At 39.7% G+C, this 15,477-nt stretch carries 15 protein-coding genes and 1 pseudogene; 5 read left to right on the top strand and 11 right to left on the bottom strand.

Going from position 1 to position 15,477, the window contains the following annotated elements; translation table 11 throughout:
- Positions 1 to 19: 19 nt before the first annotated feature.
- The 7 genes from groL to J0J35_RS09905 form a co-directional block, all read right to left on the bottom strand.
- Positions 20 to 1,645, bottom strand: a complete 1,626-nt coding sequence (gene groL / locus J0J35_RS09935) for a chaperonin GroEL (protein ID WP_206916835.1) — start codon at positions 1,643 to 1,645, stop codon at positions 20 to 22.
- A gap of 29 nt (positions 1,646 to 1,674) precedes the next feature.
- On the bottom strand, positions 1,675 to 1,956 hold the full coding sequence (gene groES, locus J0J35_RS09930) for a co-chaperone GroES (protein ID WP_019291353.1): 282 nt from the start codon (positions 1,954 to 1,956) through the stop codon (positions 1,675 to 1,677).
- Positions 1,957 to 2,073: 117 nt separating this feature from the next.
- Complete coding sequence (locus J0J35_RS09925) at positions 2,074 to 2,604, bottom strand: ClbS/DfsB family four-helix bundle protein (protein ID WP_019293858.1); 531 nt, start codon at positions 2,602 to 2,604, stop codon at positions 2,074 to 2,076.
- A gap of 56 nt (positions 2,605 to 2,660) precedes the next feature.
- Positions 2,661 to 3,050: a single-stranded DNA-binding protein gene (locus tag J0J35_RS09920; RefSeq protein WP_019293857.1), complete on the bottom strand. Its 390-nt coding sequence runs from the start codon at positions 3,048 to 3,050 to the stop codon at positions 2,661 to 2,663.
- Between the two features lie 69 nt (positions 3,051 to 3,119).
- Complete coding sequence (ytpR, locus tag J0J35_RS09915) at positions 3,120 to 3,743, bottom strand: YtpR family tRNA-binding protein (protein WP_206916834.1); 624 nt, start codon at positions 3,741 to 3,743, stop codon at positions 3,120 to 3,122.
- Between the two features lies 1 nt (position 3,744).
- Positions 3,745 to 4,065, bottom strand: coding sequence for a thioredoxin family protein (locus tag J0J35_RS09910; protein ID WP_206916832.1), 321 nt, complete (start codon positions 4,063 to 4,065; stop codon positions 3,745 to 3,747).
- Complete coding sequence (locus J0J35_RS09905; RefSeq protein ID WP_029343529.1) at positions 4,062 to 4,349, bottom strand: hypothetical protein; 288 nt, start codon at positions 4,347 to 4,349, stop codon at positions 4,062 to 4,064. The genes J0J35_RS09910 and J0J35_RS09905 overlap by 4 nt, the downstream gene beginning before the upstream one ends.
- Before the next feature lie 200 nt (positions 4,350 to 4,549).
- On the opposite strand from J0J35_RS09905, the gene pepA reads away from it, so the two are divergent.
- The gene (gene pepA / locus J0J35_RS09900; protein ID WP_206916830.1) at positions 4,550 to 5,617 is read left to right on the top strand and encodes a glutamyl aminopeptidase; all 1,068 of its coding nucleotides are present in this window, start codon (positions 4,550 to 4,552) and stop codon (positions 5,615 to 5,617) included.
- Positions 5,618 to 5,727: 110 nt separating this feature from the next.
- A complete protein-coding gene (locus J0J35_RS09895) occupies positions 5,728 to 6,411 on the top strand; it encodes a phosphatase PAP2 family protein (protein WP_019291360.1) in 684 nt (227 codons plus the stop codon).
- A gap of 16 nt (positions 6,412 to 6,427) precedes the next feature.
- On the opposite strand, the pseudogene J0J35_RS09890 reads toward J0J35_RS09895, so the two are convergent.
- From J0J35_RS09890 to J0J35_RS09880, 3 genes and pseudogenes are all read right to left on the bottom strand, one after another.
- A pseudogene (locus tag J0J35_RS09890) lies at positions 6,428 to 6,832 on the bottom strand (methylated-DNA--[protein]-cysteine S-methyltransferase).
- Positions 6,822 to 7,331: a methylated-DNA--[protein]-cysteine S-methyltransferase gene (locus J0J35_RS09885; protein ID WP_206916826.1), complete on the bottom strand. Its 510-nt coding sequence runs from the start codon at positions 7,329 to 7,331 to the stop codon at positions 6,822 to 6,824. Before J0J35_RS09885 ends, J0J35_RS09890 begins: the two are co-directional and overlap by 11 nt.
- A 78-nt stretch (positions 7,332 to 7,409) precedes the next feature.
- A complete protein-coding gene (locus tag J0J35_RS09880; protein ID WP_019294208.1) occupies positions 7,410 to 9,833 on the bottom strand; it encodes a transglycosylase domain-containing protein in 2,424 nt (807 codons plus the stop codon).
- Positions 9,834 to 9,969: 136 nt separating this feature from the next.
- Between J0J35_RS09880 and tyrS the strand changes: the two genes are divergently transcribed.
- From tyrS to J0J35_RS09865, 3 genes are all read left to right on the top strand, one after another.
- Positions 9,970 to 11,229, top strand: a complete 1,260-nt coding sequence (gene tyrS / locus J0J35_RS09875) for a tyrosine--tRNA ligase (protein WP_019291364.1) — start codon at positions 9,970 to 9,972, stop codon at positions 11,227 to 11,229.
- A gap of 124 nt (positions 11,230 to 11,353) precedes the next feature.
- A complete protein-coding gene (locus J0J35_RS09870) occupies positions 11,354 to 11,821 on the top strand; it encodes a hypothetical protein (protein ID WP_206916823.1) in 468 nt (155 codons plus the stop codon).
- A 78-nt stretch (positions 11,822 to 11,899) separates the two neighbouring features.
- Positions 11,900 to 13,990, top strand: a complete 2,091-nt coding sequence (locus tag J0J35_RS09865; RefSeq protein ID WP_019291366.1) for a sodium:proton antiporter — start codon at positions 11,900 to 11,902, stop codon at positions 13,988 to 13,990.
- 19 nt (positions 13,991 to 14,009) lie between these two features.
- Here J0J35_RS09865 and J0J35_RS09860 read toward each other — a convergent pair whose 3' ends face one another.
- Positions 14,010 to 15,437 (bottom strand): MFS transporter, encoded by a 1,428-nt coding sequence (locus J0J35_RS09860; RefSeq protein WP_206916821.1) that lies wholly within the window; start codon positions 15,435 to 15,437, stop codon positions 14,010 to 14,012.
- Positions 15,438 to 15,477: the final 40 nt, after the last annotated feature.

Here is a 15,477-nt window from a genome sequence, read left to right as displayed (position 1 = left end):
AATTCGTGTCTTTTTATTGTTACATCATACCACCCATCATTGATGGATCCATAGCTGGAGCTGCTGGTGCAGCTGGTTCTGGTTTATCAGCAACGACTGCTTCAGTCGTCAAGATAAGTCCTGCTACTGAGGCCGCATTTTGGAGGGCTGAACGTGTTACTTTAGCCGGATCCACAATACCTGTCTCAATCATTTCAACCCATTCACCAGTTGCGGCATTGAAACCAACACCTTTTTCTGCTGATTTAAGTTTATCAATAATGATTGAACCTTCGTAACCTGCATTAGCCGCGATTTGTCGTACTGGTTCTTCTAATGCGCGACGTACAATTGTGATACCTGTTTGCACGTCCCCTTCTTCTTCAAGACTGTCAAGGGCAGAGATAACTGTAACAAGGGCAGTACCTCCACCAGCAACGATACCTTCTTCGACGGCTGCGCGTGTTGCATTAAGTGCGTCTTCAATCAAAAGTTTTTGCGCTTTAAGTTCAGTTTCTGTAGCGGCACCGACTTTAATCACAGCGACTCCACCAGAAAGTTTAGCTAAACGTTCTTGAAGTTTTTCACGATCAAATTCTGAAGTAGTTTGTTCAACTTGAGCTTTAATTGTTGCTACACGAGTAGCAATAGCATCTGCTGAACCGGCACCTTCAACGATTGTCGTATGTTCTTTATCAACAGTTACTTTATTGGCTTGACCAAGTGCATCTAAGCTTGCATCTTTAAGTTCTAAACCAAGCTCTTCCGTAATTACTGTACCACCTGTGAGGATTGCTAAATCTTCAAGTTGGGCCTTGCGGCGGTCACCAAAGCCTGGAGCCTTAACCGCTACAACATTGAAAGTACCACGGATTTTGTTCAACACGAGGGTTGGTAATGCCTCACCATCAACATCATCTGCCACAATAAGTAAAGGACGATTTGTTTTCAAAATTTGTTCAAGTAATGGTAAGATTTCTTGAATATTTGAAATCTTCTTATCTGTGATCAAGATATATGGGTTATCAAGGTTGGCCACCATTTTTTCATTGTCTGTCACCATATATTGTGACAAGTAACCACGGTCAAACTGCATACCTTCTACAACTTCAAGTTCAGTTTGCATACCTTTTGATTCTTCAATAGTAATAACACCATCGTTACCAACTTTTTCCATGGCATTTGAGATATACTCTCCAACCTTTTCTGAACGAGAAGAAACAGAGGCAACTTGTGCAATAGCTTCTTTACCAGATACTGGAATAGATAATTCCTTGAGTGCTTTTACTGCTGTTTCAGTTGCCAACTCAATACCACGACGAATGCCCACTGGATTAGCTCCAGCAGTTACGTTCTTCAAACCTTCACGAACAATCGCTTGTGTTAAAACAGTCGCTGTTGTAGTACCATCACCCGCAACATCATTTGTTTTTGAGGCCACTTCACTGACTAATTTTGCCCCCATATTTTCAAAGTGATCTTCTAATTCAATTTCTTTTGCGATGGTTACACCATCATTCGTGATAAGTGGACTACCATATGATTTTTCCAGAACAACATTGCGACCTTTAGGACCAAGTGTTGTTTTTACTGTATCTGCTAAAATATCAATACCACGAACCATTGCTGAACGAGCATCTGATGAAAATTTAATATCTTTTGCCATTTTTTTATTATCTCCTGTCTTTATTTTCCTTAAACAATCGCAAGAATTTCAGATTCTTTGATAATCAAGAAATCTTCGCCTTCAAATTTTACATTTGTACCGGCAAACTTTTCAAAGAGAACTGCATCACCAACTTGCACTGTTGGTGTAATAACTGTACCATGAGGAGTTGTTTTACCTGGGCCTACTGCCACAACTTCTGCAACTTGTGGTTTCTCTTGTGCTGCTGAGGCCAAGACGATCCCACCTAAAGATTTTTCTTCTTCCTCTTTTATACGCAATACAACGCGATCCGCTAAGGGTTTCAACATGTTATTCCTCCATTTTATGTTATTTTAGCACTCTTTAAGTTGGAGTGCTAATTTATATATCTTATTTTACCGCGAAGGTCAAAATTAGTCAAGAAAAAAACTTCTTTTTTTATTTTTTTAAATCGTTTTCTTATGAAGCCTGAGTTTCTTCAAGGCCCACTCGTAATGTGAAGCCAATGATGACTGAAAATACTGCGCTAAAGATGTTGTCCCAGTCCAAGGATAAAATTGCTTCGTATAAAGCTCTTCATCTGAAAAATGTTGCAATAACTGGATAGTTCTTAGGTGGCTTGTAGCAAGTTTTTCCTTTATTTCTTCATAAGGAGTAGCTTGATGCTTTTCCCAGATTTCTTGATTCATTGTCGCATAGTTTTTCCAAGTATAGGGTGTGGGTAAAAAGCTTTGAAAGTTTCCTGAAACATTACTTTTTACAAAATTTTGTAAAAGTACTTGCCACTCATAAAGATGGGCATACACATCACGGATATTCTTATCTCGCCCCCAATGTGCCTCTTTTCCCTTCTCTTGGCCAAAGGCAAAAGTTGCCGTTTGTGCTTCTAAAGGTAGTGTGTCAACCAAATGACACAGCTTTTTCCAGTTTTCTTCTGAAAAGGAAATCAACTCTTTTTTCGTTTTTGCCTTTACCATTTTTCCCTCCTCACTTTCCTGTTCTCATCCTATCAAAAGAAAACGCTTTTTTCAATTTAAAACGGTAATTCATCTTCTTTTAAATTAAGAGCACTATTTTCTATAGAATCTTGTCGCATGGCAACTGTCGCGCGACTTTCCAAAAGGTCAAAAGTTTTTACCAACACTTCTGTCACATAGCGTTTTTGTTCCTGCTTGTCCACATAATTTCTGGTTCGTATCTCCCCTTCCACAGCAAGTAGGGCGCCTTTTTTAGCATAGGATGTACAGTGTTCCGCCTGTTTCTCCCAAAAGACCAAAGCGACAAAGTCTGTATTTTTTTCACCTGAAGCATTTTTATAGCGTCGTTTGACAGCAAGATTTATTCTCAATAGGCTTTTCCCATTAGATGTTTTAGTGAGTTCTGGATCTGCAACGAGTCGGCCAACAAGTAACGTTTTATTCATTTTGACACCTCCTTACTTTTTGTACGAAAAAAGACCTCAGCTTTCACTAAGGTCTTTATTATTTTATATTTAGGCTTGCCACATGCTTGTTGCATCAAAAGCTGATCCAGCTTCTAAATCTGCATTCAATTCGATGATACCACGAACTTGTGGTGCATTTGGTAAGTCAAGCTCTCGTGCCGAGCACAGCATGCCATAAGAAGGTACGCCACGCAAAGCGCCTGACCAGATTAAAGAACCAGAAGGCATCATTGCACCAGGTAAAGCCGCTACTGTTTTCATACCAACAACGGCATTAGGAGCACCACAAACGATTTGAACTGGTGCATCTAGACCAACTTCTACTTGGCACACATGTAAATGATCGCTGTCTGTATGATCCTCCATCGTTAAAATCTCAGCGACTACAAATTTAGGTTGGCCATCATATGTAAGCTGCTCGTCAAAGCCAGCTGCCTTAAGTTTTACATTAAGTTCCGTTACTTGATGCTCAGATAAATCATTCTGTCCTTGAGCCAAATCTGGCCAGTCTTTTTTTATATCGAAAATGTTCCAGCCCACTGTTTGTCCTGTATCTTCACGGAAGATACGCGCAACATCCGCCTTACGTTCGTAAGTTACTTCTGCTCCCTCATTGTTTGCCACAATCAGCATGAGGACATCACCAACATTTTTATTATACGTTGCAATCATTTTATTTATCTACACCCTTCAAAAATTCACTAACTTCTTCTTTAGTTTTACGTAGCTTATTCACTAAGCGTCCTGTTTCTTTACCATTTTCAAGTGTCACAAAGCTAGGAATACCCATGATTCCCCATTCAATAGCCAAGTCCATGAATTCGTCACGGTCAACTTCTACAAAGTTAAAGTTTGAAAATTCAGCTTCTAATTCTGGCATTTTTGGTTTGATAAAAGTACAGTCTGGGCACCATCCTGCAGTGAAAAACAAGACATGTTTACCTTCTGATTTTACAATTTCAGCTAGTTCCTCATAATTTTTTGGAATAATCATAAATACTCCTCTCCTAATTCTGTAATTTCTAAGGTTTCTCCATCAATTTCAAAATTGATGTTTTGGTTTGCTCCAACAATCACGCCACCTTTATAAATAGCTCCGCGATCTGCCTCCTCAAAGATCCATACTGTTTGAATATCTTGGTCAGCAAAAGCTTCACGTACTGCTTGAATAACCTCTGCCCGCAAATTTTCTTCAACGTGCTTATAACTCTGATAGAGCACTCGCGCACCTGCTACACCAGCCAGCAGCCCTAAACCAACTTTCAAATATTTTTTCATATAAAAAATTTTAACATAAATTTGAGTATATTAGTACTTATAATTACTGTTTCCCCTCAGATCAGTTCCGCTTTTCTATAAATCCCCTAAAACTTATCCGTCTTTAAAAATTATAGTTATTAAATAGCATTAGGACAATACTATTATATACGGCTTTTAAATGCTACAATAAGGGAGTATAAAAAATCAAAGGAGACGAGATGACTCTATTTAACAAAATTAAAGAAATAACTGAAATTCAAGCAACAAGTGGTTACGAAGCACCAATGCGTGACTATCTTCGTGCCCGTATGGTGGACCTCGGCTACACACCTGAAACTGATGGTCTGGGCGGAATCTTTGTCACTAAAGAAAGTAAAACAGAAAATGCGCCTCGTGTTATGGTTGCAGCTCACATGGATGAAGTCGGCTTCATGGTGTCGTCAATTAAGGCAGATGGTACTTTACGTGTAGTCACTCTGGGTGGTTGGAATCCTTTAGTTGTTAGTGCACAACGCTTTACGCTATTCACACGTGATGGTAAAAAAATACCTGTTGTGACTGGTGGCCTACCACCACATCTTTTACGTGGAGCAGCGGGCGCACCTGCTATGCCACAAGTGGAAGATATCATCTTTGACGGTGGTTTTATGAGCAAAGAAGAAGTTTTAGAATTTGGGATTCGTCAAGGTGACGTCATCGTTCCTGAATCTGAAACAATTTTAACTGCTAATGGTAAAAATGTCATCAGTAAAGCTTGGGATAATCGCTACGGGTGTCTTATGGTCTTAGAACTTTTGGACTACCTTAAAGACGAAGAATTGCCAGTAACCTTGATTATCGGTGCAAATGTTCAGGAAGAAGTTGGCCTTCGCGGTGCCCATGTTTCAACAACTAAATTTAAACCTGAAGTTTTCTTTGCTGTTGACTGCTCTCCTGCAACGGATACTTTTGGAAACGACAATGGTCGTCTTGGCGAAGGCTCGCTTCTTCGTTATTACGACCCAGGTCATATCATGCTGCCTGGTATGAAGGACTTCCTCCTCAATACAGCAGAAGTTAATGGTATCAAAACACAAGCTTATATCTCAAAAGGTGGAACTGATGCTGGTGCAGCACACTTGCAAAACGAAGGCGTACCTTCAACAACTATTGGTGTGTGTGCCCGTTATATCCATAGTCACCAAACCATCTTCAACATGGATGATTTCACAGAAGCGCAAAACTTTATCCGGGCTATCGTTACGAGTCTAAACCAAGAAAAAGTAGCAGCTATTAAAAACTACTAATAAAAAAGTTAAAAAAAGGGGTCCTGAGCCTCTTTTTTTAGTCATTCAGTTTTATTTCAGAAAGAAAAAGTAAAATCATAAAGCACCAAATATGAATTTTAGGGAAATTTATGAATAAAAAACTATACTATACTACTGGTTTACTTACTCTGGTAAGTTTTATCACACTGACTGCCATTGTAAAACTTTCTTATACACACGCACCTATTCCAAGCATTGATTCGCATTTACAGACAGTTGCTTGGCATCTTCAAAACAATGAATTTTTGGTTCAAATTTCAAGTGTAATTGCTAAATTTCTAGGCGACACAATGGGCGCTATAATTGGTCTTGTTATTGCTGCTATTATTTTTATCAAAGATAAGGTTTCAGCAATATGGTTAGCTCTTGTAGCCGGAATTGCTGTGGGGGGAAATACCTTGATTAAATTAGTTATCGGCCGTGATCGCCCTGACATTCATCGTGTTGCCGCCTTTACAGATGAGCCAGGAAAAAGTTTTGCCAGTGGACATACAACTTTTGCTGTAGTACTCTTTGGCTGTCTCTTTTTTATACTCTTACACTATCTCTCTTCTGTATGGAGCAAAACATTAGTTGGTTTTGTCGCTGTGGGGTTAATTTTTTTAACAATGTTTTCACGTGTACTTCTTGGGGTACATTATCCTTCGGATACTTTAGGCGGCTTACTTTGGGGGCTTTCAGTCATCTGCCTCACTTATCCAACTTATCTTCATTATAAAAACTCAGAAAAACCTCAACCTTATATACCTAAAAGCGTGAGAAAAGCTGATTAAAGCTAAAAAGCTTTGACTATATGTCAAGCTTTTTTTCATAGTTGAGTATCTTTTGCTTAATATCTACTGCTGCTTCTTGACCCATAAAACCGCCCAAGCTGCCATCTTTACGCGTGACACGATGACATGGTAAAATGACAGGCAAAGGATTACGTGCTAATGCCTGCCCCACAGCTTGTTGTGCTTTAGGACTTCCGACACGCGCAGCCATTTCCTGATAACTTATAGTCGTTCCCGCTGGAATTTTGGGAAGTTCTAACCAAACAGCTCGTTGAAATGCTGTTCCTGTGGTCAATATAAAGTTCTGGTTCTTATTAAGTGCTTCGTAAGTCGTCTTTTCATGTTGGTCATCGAAAAAAACCTAGGTAATCTCCCCCTTAGCATTGCGCTCTACAGAGAGTGAAATATTCTCATTCAACATAGGTATTATTCTCCTCAAAATCCAACAGCCATTCTTTACGCCATAGTCCTCCAGCATAACCTGCCAGCTGCCCGGAGCTTTTTTTCAATCGATGACATGGAATCACGATTGCAAAGGGGTTGGCTGCATTTGCTGCCCCTACTGCAATACTGGCTTGCGGATGCGCGAGTCCTTGTGCGATTTCTTTATAGGTTCTTGTTTGCCCAAACGGAATATCTTCAACTTTTTTCCAGACTTTTTGCTGAAACTCTGTACCTTGCACAGCTAAAGGGAATTTAAAACTTTTTCTTTTTCTTGCAAAATACTCTTGCAACTCTTCTTCAAGTTGACATGAAATCGGAGTTGGATGTTCCAATATAATAGCATTCAATCTTGCAATCTTCGCCTGTAAATTCTTATGCTCTGTAAAGCCTAAGCGATAAAGAAACTGCGCATCACTGATACTTATCATTTGACCAATAGGTGTGTCAATATAGTTTTTATAGAGGCGCTTCTTCATGTCCTTATTATAACATAGTTCTCTCACCCAGAAACTACCTCAGAGCAAAAAAAGAGAGCGAATACCCTCTCTTTTTTACTATTTTCTAGTTCCTAAAATTCTGTTCCACGCGTCATTATAATTCGCCTCTGTACCACCAATTCCAAACTTGAATTGTGTCACAGGTGCTCCGTTTTTAGCCCAATAACTTGTGGTTGTTTCACCGGAGACTTTAACATTTTTAAGATTCCCTCCGGTTACAGTGCCTGGTTTTTGACCGGTCGACTTAAGAACAGTGCTCTGAATTACATCTGGATCTTTACTTGGTTCTGGGAACTTTTCACCAGGACCAAACACATTTGGATCCGCTGCTGCGATTGCATTGACCAAGTTTGCCATATATGTACCATTATTGACCGCAGCTGTCTTGCTGCCCATCGGCGTATTATTATCATGACCAATCCAACCTCCAAGGGATACTTTGGGCGTTGAAAGCATGAGCCAACCGTCTACATAATCATTGGAAGTACCTGTCTTGCCTGTCCAATCCACGCTACTTGCAAGTGTTGGATTAATGGCTTGTAAATCTTGTAAAAAGTTTGTTGTACGACGACTGACATCATAGGTCAAAACATTACGTAAAAGATCCTCAGTAATTGTTGATGTTGCTTGTGAAAAGACTCTCTCTGCTTGACTCTTATGTTCGTAGATATCTTTACCGGAGTCGTCTTTTATGCTTTGGACAACATAGTGTGGCTCATAAACCCCGCCATTAGCTAAGGCTTGGTAGCCATTGGTATGTTGCACCACAGTTGGCTCAATACCACCACCGAGTGGAAGAGATTCCACACTGTAGTCTGGCACATAATAGCCCATCTTCTTCATGTAAGGTTCCACGCTATTGCCAGAATCAAGAATGGCTTGATAGGTCCAATGCGCAGGGATATTCCATGACACGCCTAAAGCTTCATTAAGACTTACCATTCCGGTTCCTGTTTCGCCAACGTGCAAGATTGGAGTACCGTCAGAGAAACTTGTTGGATAGTTACTCAGCATACTTGCTGACCCAATCAATCCCAAATCAATTGCTGGTGCATAAGCTAAGATTGGTTTAATCGAAGAACCTGGACTACGCTTCGTATCAAAGGCATGATTGTTTTGATTGGTTGCATAGTCTAAACCACCAATAAAGCCAAGTACTGCTCCTGTTTTATTATCCATGAGTACATTTCCGGCTTGAACTTCACCTGTACCGTCCTGTAAAATACCGCCATACTGCGCTACAGCATTTTGCATGGCATCATACACACCACGATTAATTGTTGTTGTGATAGTATAACCACCAGTTTGTAAGGCTTGCGCGGCTAATTCACGATATTTTTGCTTGGTGCTATCATTTCCTTGTTCTGTTGCCGAAACCTTGTCCCTCTTAATCAGATAATCATAGACGTGATTAAGGGCTTCACTGTACACAACATTATAAAGATAACCATGTGCTACAGAATCTTGTGGTTGTGAAGGCAGAAATGCTTGCGAGATATCCACAGCACTATATTTTTCGTAATCTTTTTGAGTCAAATATCCTGCACGATACATGTTAAACAGGACATTTTGTTGACGAGCTAAGCCATAAGAGAGTAGCTCTTTTGATTTGAGCGAACCATCCACATTATAAGGAGAGTAAACAATTGGACTTTGTGGTAATCCAGCAATAAAAGCTGCTTCTGGCACGGTTAAATCTTTAGCAGACTTACCAAAAATCCCTTGGGCAGCGGCTTGGACACCCGCAATATTTTTCCCTTGATTATTTCGCCCAAATGGTGAGACATTGAGATAATCCGTTAAAATTTCATCTTTACTTAAATATTGATTAAGCTGCAGTGCATAAACAATCTCGCTGGCCTTGCGTTGGAAAGTGACACTGTCTCCAAGAGACTGCTGTTTTACCAACTGTTGCGTAATCGTTGAACCACCAGAGCTTGTACCGCCACCTACGGCACCCAGAACGCCTCGAATTACTGCTTTGGGCACAACACCACTGTTCGTCTTAAAGGTTTCATCTTCTGTCGCAATCAGAGCTTTTTTCACATTTTCTGAAATTTGGTTGCTTGCTACATTAATCCTTACCAAATCACTGGAAATATCAGAAATATTTTCACCATTACTGTATTTCATGACTGAAACACCGTGAATATTATTAACCTGCTCGAGAAGTTGCTCCTTGCTTGGAACTTTGGTATTTTCAACAAGGCGAGCAAAATATCCCACACCTGCCGCAGCGCCAAATACACCAACTAAAAGAAAAAGCACACCAAAAATGACAACTACTCCACGCACGACTGAAAAAATAGTCTGAAGTGTTGTTTTCCCTTCTTCTACATCTGCTTGAACTTTTTTAGGTTTTTGAGGCTTTTTCGGAGAATTTTTACGACTTTCCTGCGTTTTGCTAGCACGCTTTTTCTCCATTTTAGCCTGCAAACGTGCCTGTGCACGTTCCTTCGACTGTTCTTGATCTTTTTTCATAATACATATTATACCAAACTTAGGCTCTTTTTTCGCCCCTATTTTTCCTTTTTTTTTGATATAATGAGAACGTTAATCTAATTACTGAGAGAAACTATAACAAAACTGTCAGTATTAACTAAATTTAGGAGGTAACATGAATATTTTTGACGAACTAAAAGAACGTGGTCTGATTTTCCAAACCACTGATGAAAAAGCTCTTCGCGAAGCTTTAACTGAGGGCATGGTAAGTTATTATGTTGGTTACGATCCTACTGCTGATAGTTTACACCTTGGTAATCTGGTCTTAATTCTTACAATGAAGCGTCTACAAATGGCTGGGCACAAACCTTATCCATTGGTTGGGGGCGCTACTGGACTTGTTGGCGATCCATCTTTTAAAGATGCCGAACGTGGCTTACAAACGAAAGATACTGTTGTAGCTTGGGCTGATAAAATTCGTGCTCAGTTGGAACGTTTCCTTGACTTTGAAAATGGCGAAAATAAAGCTCAGATGGAAAACAACTACAATTGGTTCGAAAATTTATCTTTTATTGATTTCCTTCGTGATGTCGGTAAATATTACACGATTAACTACATGATGAGTAAAGATTCAGTGAAGAGTCGTATCGAATCAGGTATCTCTTACACCGAGTTTGCTTACCAAATTATGCAAGGTTACGATTTCTACGAGCTCAACCAACGTCATGGTATTACATTACAACTCGGTGGTTCTGACCAATGGGGCAATATGACTGCCGGCACAGAACTGCTCCGTCGTAAGGCTGGAAAAACTGGACATGTCATCACTATTCCATTGATTACAGACTCAACAGGTAAAAAATTTGGTAAATCTGAAGGAAATGCCATTTGGCTCGATGCAGATAAAACGTCTCCGTTTGAAATGTATCAATTTTGGCTGAATGTTAACGATGATGATGCTGTAAAAATGCTCAAAATTTTCACTTTCTTATCTCTTGAAGAAATTGCTGAAATCGGTGAGAAATTTGAGGCTGCACGTCACGAACGCTTAGCACAAAAAGTACTTGCACGCGAAGTTGTAACTCTTGTTCATGGACAAGCCGCTTACGAGCAAGCTGTAAAAATCACGGAAACTTTATTTGGTGGCGGTGATTTGAAAGATCTTGATGCCAAGTCAATCCTTTCTGGCTTAAAAGATGTACCAACATATCAAGTGAAAGCAGACGATAATCTCAATATTATTGAACTCTTGATTTCTGCCGGAATCGAAAATTCAAAACGTCAAGCACGTGAAGATGTAACAAACGGTGCGATTTACATCAATGGTGAACGTATCCAAGATTTGGATTACACCTTCTCTGATGGAGATAAAATCGACAATCAACTTACTGTTGTTCGCCGTGGTAAAAAGAAAAATTTCATCTTGACTTATTAAGTTAAAGTCTAATATTTAAGTAGCAACAGGGAATTCTCTGTTGCTTTTTTAATCCAAACGCATTATTTTTCTAATTGAATCATGATATAATAGAGTTTAAGAACAAGATTATAAGGATAATAGCATGCCTGATAAAGATTTTGAACAAATGCTGAGAGATTTACGTGAACAGTATTTAGAAAAAGAAGAAATTACAGAAGAAACCTCTGATTCTGAAAAAAGTGAGATTTATACTCCAGTTTCACAAGAGGAAAAAAGACACAAAATACTTGAATCACTTCATCTTCTCGAAGAGAAGAAACTTTTCTTGTCTCAAAAACTTAAGGATTTCCATCAGCAAGATGCTAGTTATGAACAAATATCAAAGCTGAAACATCAAATTGAGGCTATCAAGTATAAACAATCTCTTCTTCAGCAAAGGCTTGAATATATCGACAGCGGTGAATCAGACTTCACTAAAAAAGAGAAGCTTAAACGTCAATTAGCAGAGCTTGAGATCAAACGCTGTCGCGCTCTCTTAAGTAAAAAGAGCTGTGCCAAAATCGATCAGAAGATTAATCAAAAAAAGGACCTTTTCAAAAAGATAAAGTAACCTTTTAGCCTTATAACCAATATGCTGTACTTTTAATGCAGCTTCTTGCTCTAAAATAGACAAAAGAAAGGAAAATTTGTGCTCCATACTATTTTTTATGTCATCATTTTTCTTCTTGCTCTAGTTATTTCAAATATCATCAATAAAGTTTTCCCAAAGTTGGCTCTCCCGCTGATTCAAGTCGTGATTGGGCTATGTTTGGGCTTTTTAGGTGCGTCAAAACTTTTGCAGGTTGACCCAGAATTCTTCTTGGGCTTCATCATTGCTCCTTTGCTTTTCCGTGAGAGTGAAGAGGCAGATGTCAAACATATCTTTAAACATACTCGAACGATATTAATGCTTATCTTTCCCTTAGTTTTCATTACAACTATTGGTTTAGGCTACTTAACGCATTTCTTTTATTTATCTGTACCTTTGGCTGCTTGTTTTGCCTTAGGGGCTTCATTAGCACCAACAGATGCAATCGCTGTTGCTGCCTTATCTGAACGCTTTAGTTTCCCCAAGCGGGTCATGAGTATCCTTACGGGTGAAGGCCTGCTGAATGATGCTTCTGGTATCATTTCCTTCCAGATTGCGGTTCTTGCGCTGGTCACTGGCGAATTTTCCCTAACTCATGCTTCTGCTGACCTTGTAGTCTCTGCAATCGGGGGCGCACTGGTCGGTTTCATTCTAGTTTGGATGAAGTCCTTTATTCTCAGAATTCTTGAGGATGTCGATGCCCGAGATGTTACAGGTTACCTTATTTTGGAGCTTATGCTTCCTTTATCTGCATTTTTAATTGCTGATATGCTTGAAGTTTCTGGAATCATCGCTGTCGTTGTCGCTGGAGTCATGCAAGCCAACGGTCTTAAAAGGACCACGCTTTTTGATGCCCAAGTCACAAAAGTGAAAAATACTATCTGGAATTTGCTGACCTTTGTTTTAAATTCAACAGTCTTCCTTTTCCTCGGGATAGAGTTACATCAGCTTGTTTTTCCGCTCATTGCTGATCCACTTTACTCTACGACTTCTCTTTTATTCATGGTTTTACTTTTAACCATTGGTCTTTTTGCCCTTCGCTTTTCCTTGTTGGCTGTTTATTATCGTTATGTATCTCTGCGTCGCAATCAAAGCTTTTCTGCTTACTGGAACGATATCTTGTTACTGACTTTTGCTGGCTCCAAAGGTACCGTCAGCATTGCCACTGTCCTTTTGTTGCCACGGACAGTAGATATCCCGCATAGCTTAATCATCTTTCTCTGTGCGGCAGTTACCGCGCTCAGTTTTTTAACTGGACTATTTGTTTTACCTTTAATCGCTGCCAAAAAAGTTGTCAAAGTTGACAACATGGTAAAAATTTCTATCTTAGCCGATGTCGTTCGAGAATTGGAAAATGATCTAAAACAAGTTACAAAAGAAAAAGCGCGCCTTGGTTATAATATTGCTATCGACAGCTATCAAGACCGCATTCAAAAACTCATCATCGAGCAAGAAAGTTCAAATACTTCGATTGACTTTAATGAATTGCAATTGCTTATCGTCCGTCTTGAAGCTGAGGGACTGGAAAATGCCTTGAGACAAAATGAGATTTCCATGTACACCTATCGGACTTATCAGCGATACCTTCATTCGATGGAACAATCCGTTGCGCATAATTTGGTTTCAAGTATCCAGTTCGCTTCGGCCATTTCCATCCGTGTGCTTCATTTTTTCTTCTCAAGAATTATCCGTCTAGATTTCAGTTTCCGTAAAACACGACCAGATAATGCTACAGCACATCGTGAAATTACCGAGCTTTACTTTTCTAATACGGAGTTAGTCCTTCAAGCTTTGGACAATCTGGAATCAGTTTACGATGAGCGTTTAATCCATTACCTACAAGCAGAACGTTTACGCTCTGCAGAGTTTGTTGCCCGCGGTGGCTATATTACTGGTATTTTACATCGTGCGCAGCCTAATAATCTGAAAGAGATGATGCGTGCTTACTATCTTGAACGCAAAACCATCTTTGAGTATGAATCCCGTGGTGAGTTAACGATCGGCGAGGCAAAAGTCTTACGTCAAAATGTAAATACTTTAGAGGATTATTCCCTTGCAAGTAATCATCACACCTTACTCTACGACTTTATTGAAAAGAGACGTAAAAAAGTTCAAAAGACAACAAACAATGAACTTTCAACAAATAAATGAAAATAAAAAACACCGAGCTTTATCCTTCGCTCAGGTGTTCTTTTATTTTTTTACGCCCTAAAAGACGAACGCCCGCCAAGATCCAAGAAATACTTGTCAGGACAAGTGAGCATACGAAAGCCATATGCATTCCCTGTAAAAAGGTATCTGGATGTTCTGGTAAATAAGTTCTTACCGTATAACCAAGTTGACTGGACATGGAAAGGAACAAAGTAATGGTTGCTACAGAAGTTCCTAAAACAAAAGCCATGTTCCGAATCAAAGAATTCACAGAGCCTGCTATTCCTAAATACTTACGTTCTACTGTCTCCATGATTAAAGCATTATTAGGACTTTGGAAAGCCCCCATTGAGGCACCTTGGAGTAAGAGCATCGCAATCACCCACCATTGTGGCGAATCTGCTCGAATCAAAAGATAACCAATCTGAGAAAGAACAATCCCTGAAATCCCCACAAAGGTAATTACTTCCTTATCTATTTTATCTGCGAGTGCACCTGCTATTGGGCTCACAATAAGCATGGCAGCTGGATAGGCCATCATGATAAAGCCAGCCGCACCAGGCGCATAATCACGATAATCTTGCAGATAGAAAGGAAGCAAGATGCTAGCAAACATCGCAACAGTGAAGTTTAAAAGTGACATCAGCAGACTCAAAGAAAAGAGTCTGTTTTTAAAAATCCCCAAGTCAAGTAAAGGTTTTTCCTTTCGGTGCTCCGTAAAAATAAAGCTAACAAAAAGTATAAAGCCAAGAGCCACGCCGAGAAGTAAGAGCGGATTATTCCATCCTAAAGTTTGGCCAAAATTCAAAGCCATGAATAAAAGAACGATCACAGCAGTCATTTGTAAACCACCTGACAAGTCAACTTCTTTTATAGAGCCTTGCCCTTCATCTTCTGGTAAAGCCCGACTTCCAAAAATCCAGGCCAATATCCCTATCGGAACATTAATCCAAAAGATATAATTCCAAGAGGCAACTTGTAAAATTAAGCCGCCCAAAGCTGGTCCTGCGATCGAGCCGACAGATACAAACATGGAAGTGATAGACATCGCACGCGCTCGACTTTCAACAGGAAAAACCTGCGCCACAATCCCAAAACTTGTTGCCATAAACATGGAAGCTCCGATAGCTTGTACGACACGTGCAAAGAGTAGGAATGGTAAGCCTAAGCCGATGTTTAGCCCAGCCAATAACGAACCGACAATAAAAATCGTCCAGCCCCATCTTGTTACGGTTGTTTTCCCAATCAAATCCGCAAGTCGTCCAAAAATAAGGATGATTGCACTGATAACGATCAAATAAATTGTGACCACCCACGTAATCTGTGAAGTTGACACATTTAGCTCACGCGCCATTGTTGGTAAGGCAATATTTACAATCGAGCCGTCTAAAGTTGACATGAGTGTAAATAAACCAATGGTGAGCAGCACTTTTGTTCTATTTTTCATTTATTTCCTTTCTATTTACCTACAAAGAGACTAAAAACTG

The organism is Lactococcus sp. LG606 (assembly GCF_017309645.1).
GTDB classification, from domain to species: domain Bacteria; phylum Bacillota; class Bacilli; order Lactobacillales; family Streptococcaceae; genus Lactococcus; species Lactococcus petauri.
This window is presented reverse-complemented; position numbering and strand designations above follow the sequence as displayed.

Coding starts and splice junctions, on each gene's coding strand:
- groL (WP_206916835.1), bottom strand. CDS start 1,645: ATGGCAAAAGATATTAAATTTTCATCAGATGCTCGTTCAGCAATGGTT.
- groES (WP_019291353.1), bottom strand. CDS start 1,956: ATGTTGAAACCCTTAGCGGATCGCGTTGTATTGCGTATAAAAGAGGAA.
- J0J35_RS09925 (WP_019293858.1), bottom strand. CDS start 2,604: ATGGTAAAGGCAAAAACGAAAAAAGAGTTGATTTCCTTTTCAGAAGAA.
- J0J35_RS09920 (WP_019293857.1), bottom strand. CDS start 3,050: ATGAATAAAACGTTACTTGTTGGCCGACTCGTTGCAGATCCAGAACTC.
- ytpR (WP_206916834.1), bottom strand. CDS start 3,743: ATGATTGCAACGTATAATAAAAATGTTGGTGATGTCCTCATGCTGATT.
- J0J35_RS09910 (WP_206916832.1), bottom strand. CDS start 4,065: ATGATTATTCCAAAAAATTATGAGGAACTAGCTGAAATTGTAAAATCA.
- J0J35_RS09905 (WP_029343529.1), bottom strand. CDS start 4,349: ATGAAAAAATATTTGAAAGTTGGTTTAGGGCTGCTGGCTGGTGTAGCA.
- pepA (WP_206916830.1), top strand. CDS start 4,550: ATGACTCTATTTAACAAAATTAAAGAAATAACTGAAATTCAAGCAACA.
- J0J35_RS09895 (WP_019291360.1), top strand. CDS start 5,728: ATGAATAAAAAACTATACTATACTACTGGTTTACTTACTCTGGTAAGT.
- J0J35_RS09885 (WP_206916826.1), bottom strand. CDS start 7,331: ATGAAGAAGCGCCTCTATAAAAACTATATTGACACACCTATTGGTCAA.
- J0J35_RS09880 (WP_019294208.1), bottom strand. CDS start 9,833: ATGAAAAAAGATCAAGAACAGTCGAAGGAACGTGCACAGGCACGTTTG.
- tyrS (WP_019291364.1), top strand. CDS start 9,970: ATGAATATTTTTGACGAACTAAAAGAACGTGGTCTGATTTTCCAAACC.
- J0J35_RS09870 (WP_206916823.1), top strand. CDS start 11,354: ATGCCTGATAAAGATTTTGAACAAATGCTGAGAGATTTACGTGAACAG.
- J0J35_RS09860 (WP_206916821.1), bottom strand. CDS start 15,437: ATGAAAAATAGAACAAAAGTGCTGCTCACCATTGGTTTATTTACACTC.